The organism is Mesorhizobium sp. M7D.F.Ca.US.004.03.1.1 (genome assembly GCF_003998635.1).
Lineage (GTDB): Bacteria > Pseudomonadota > Alphaproteobacteria > Rhizobiales > Rhizobiaceae > Mesorhizobium > Mesorhizobium loti.
In genome coordinates, this window is sequence record NZ_RZQG01000891.1 from 1 (window position 1) to 2387 (window position 2387).

Genomic DNA, 2387 nt, shown 5'->3' on the forward strand with positions numbered 1-2387 from the left:
GATGACCAGCGGCGTCTCGTGGTGTTCGAGGGCGGCCTCGGGCGACGCTTCCTTGCGCGGCGCGACATTGTCCTTCAGGAAGCCGGTTTCGACATAGACCGGCCCCAGCGGCGGCAGATGGTCGCCGAAGAAGGCGATCACCGTGGGGCGGGAGCGTTTCTTCGCCCATTCGACCAGGCGTTCGAGACCGCGATCGGCATCGGCTGAGCCCTCGGCGTAGCTCAGCAGCGATTCGCGCGCCCACTGGCTGATCGGCGCCTGCACCGTATGGGTGGGATTGTAATAGCGGTTCGGCTCGTAGGGACCGTGGTTTTGCAGGCTGACCGCAAAGAAGAACACCGGTTCGTCGCTGGCGTCGGCCTCGCTGATGATCTCGTCGGTCATCGCCGCATCCGATGCCAGCGGCCCGCGCTTCTGCATCGGCGGCAGCGTTTCTTCCGACTTGAAATCGTTGAAGCCGAAATCGGCGTAGACCGCGCCACGGTTCCAGAACCAATTGGTGCCGGGATGGATGGCGCGCGCGCGGTAACCCTGGCTCTTGAGGAAGGTTGCGAGCGAAGGCGTCGGCGTGCGCACATATTGCTGATAGGGGATGCTGCCGGCCGGCAGGAATGCGTTGGAAAAGCCGGTCAGCGCCTCGAACTCGATGTTAGCGGTCATGCCGCCGAATTCCGGCGAGAACATCGAGCCCGAGCGCAGCGCCCGCACATTGGGGATCGGATCGGGCGTGATGGTGACGCCGGGCAGCTTGGTCGGATCCCAGAAGGACTCGCTCATGACGATGATGATGTCGGGCTTCTCGGCCGGCACCGAGGCGGTCACATCAGTCCTGCTGATCGCCGCGATTGCCTTGTCGGAATAGCCTGATGGCGCCGAGACATGCGCCATCGGCACGTTGAGGGCAAAGGCCAGCGCAAAGCCGTTGGAGGCATAATTTTCCTTCTGGTCCCACATGATCGGTATGATCTGCAGCCTGTCCCTGGTCCAGGAGAAGGTGGCATAGTCCATGATCGAAACGAAGAAAGCGAGCAGCGGCACGGCCAGCGTCAGCCGGGCAAGGCGTCCCTTGCGGCTGAGCACCGGAACCTTGCGGCGCCACAGCCGCCAGCCATAGACGAGCAGCGACAGGCCGGCGACGATGCCGACGACCATGGCAAGCGCGGTCATCGGCCGGTCGCGCACCAGGAGCGGCAGCAGCGCGAAAATCTGGCGGGCATAGAGGAAATCGGTCGGATAGAGCGGATCGCCGAGATAGTGCGACTTCTGGTGACCGACGAAGGCAAGCGACAAGGTCAGCGGCGCGACGATCATCAGGCTCTGGTGGCTGCGGCCGAGCACCGCATCGAGGCCGATCAGGATCAGCGCAAACACGACAATGGTGGTCCAGCCAGGCTTGAGCGGCTGCAGGAAGAAGGAGACGGTGCCAGCAAAGTCGCCGCGCACGATCAGTTCGATGGCAAACACCAGCATGGCAGCGATCGCCAGGCTGATCAGCCCATAGCGCACGACCGGCCATCTCCTGCCCGGCAGATAGCCGGTGGAAGGGTCGTCTTCCAAGAACTGTGGCGCGGCCTTGCCTGCGCGTTTGTAACTCTTTGCCACCTTAACTTCCCCACCCAGCGACAAACACGTCACTCGATTGTCATAGAATTGTCACGCAAAGCTAGCGCCTGTAGCGAAAATAAGAAGAGCCAGCAAACGAATCGTGAGCGGTTTTCATCAGGAGTGATCGCCAAAAAGCCTTTCGGAACAGGCACTCGGCAGACGAAGCCGCCGCCGGGCGGGGTCGAACTGGGCTTGACTTGGCGACCTGCCTTGCGTCACAGGCAAGAAAAACTCGTCTATCAGATAAGCAAAACCAGCCCTTGGGAGTCCTCGCATGGCCGTTGCATTCACCTTTCCTGGACAAGGCAGCCAGGCAGTCGGCATGGGCAAAGATCTCGCCGACGCCTTTCCCGAGGCGCGCAGGATCTTCCAGGAAGTCGACGACGCGCTCGGCGAAAACCTGTCGAAGCTGATCTGGGAAGGGCCGGAAGAGAAGTTGATGCTGACCGCCAACGCGCAGCCGGCGCTGATGGCGGTGTCGCTGGCCGCGATCCGGGCGCTGGAATCGCGCGGCTTCTCGCTGAAAGGCAAGGTCGCCTATGTCGCCGGCCATTCGCTGGGCGAGTATTCGGCACTCGCGGCCGCTGGGTTCGTTTCGGTTGCCGATGCCGCCAGGCTGCTGCGCATCCGCGGCAATGCCATGCAGGCGGCGGTGCCGGCCGGCGAGGGCGCCATGGCGGCGATCATCGGACTGGAGCAGGCCGATGTCGAGGCTTCCTGCACAGAAGCCGCCAAAAGCTCGGCCAACGGGGCGGTTTGCCAGATCGCCAACTATAATGGCG

Annotated in this window: 2 protein-coding genes; one reads left to right on the forward strand and one right to left on the reverse strand. The window is 62.9% G+C overall.

The features are described from left to right. On the reverse strand, window positions 1–1635 hold a 1635-nt coding region (locus EN935_RS31445), incomplete at its 3' end, for an LTA synthase family protein (protein ID WP_206534610.1). Window positions 1636–1879: 244 nt separating this feature from the next. On the opposite strand from EN935_RS31445, the gene EN935_RS31450 reads away from it, so the two are divergent. Next, window positions 1880–2387 (forward strand): ACP S-malonyltransferase (locus tag EN935_RS31450; protein ID WP_164771507.1); only part of this gene is annotated, 508 nt, incomplete at its 3' end.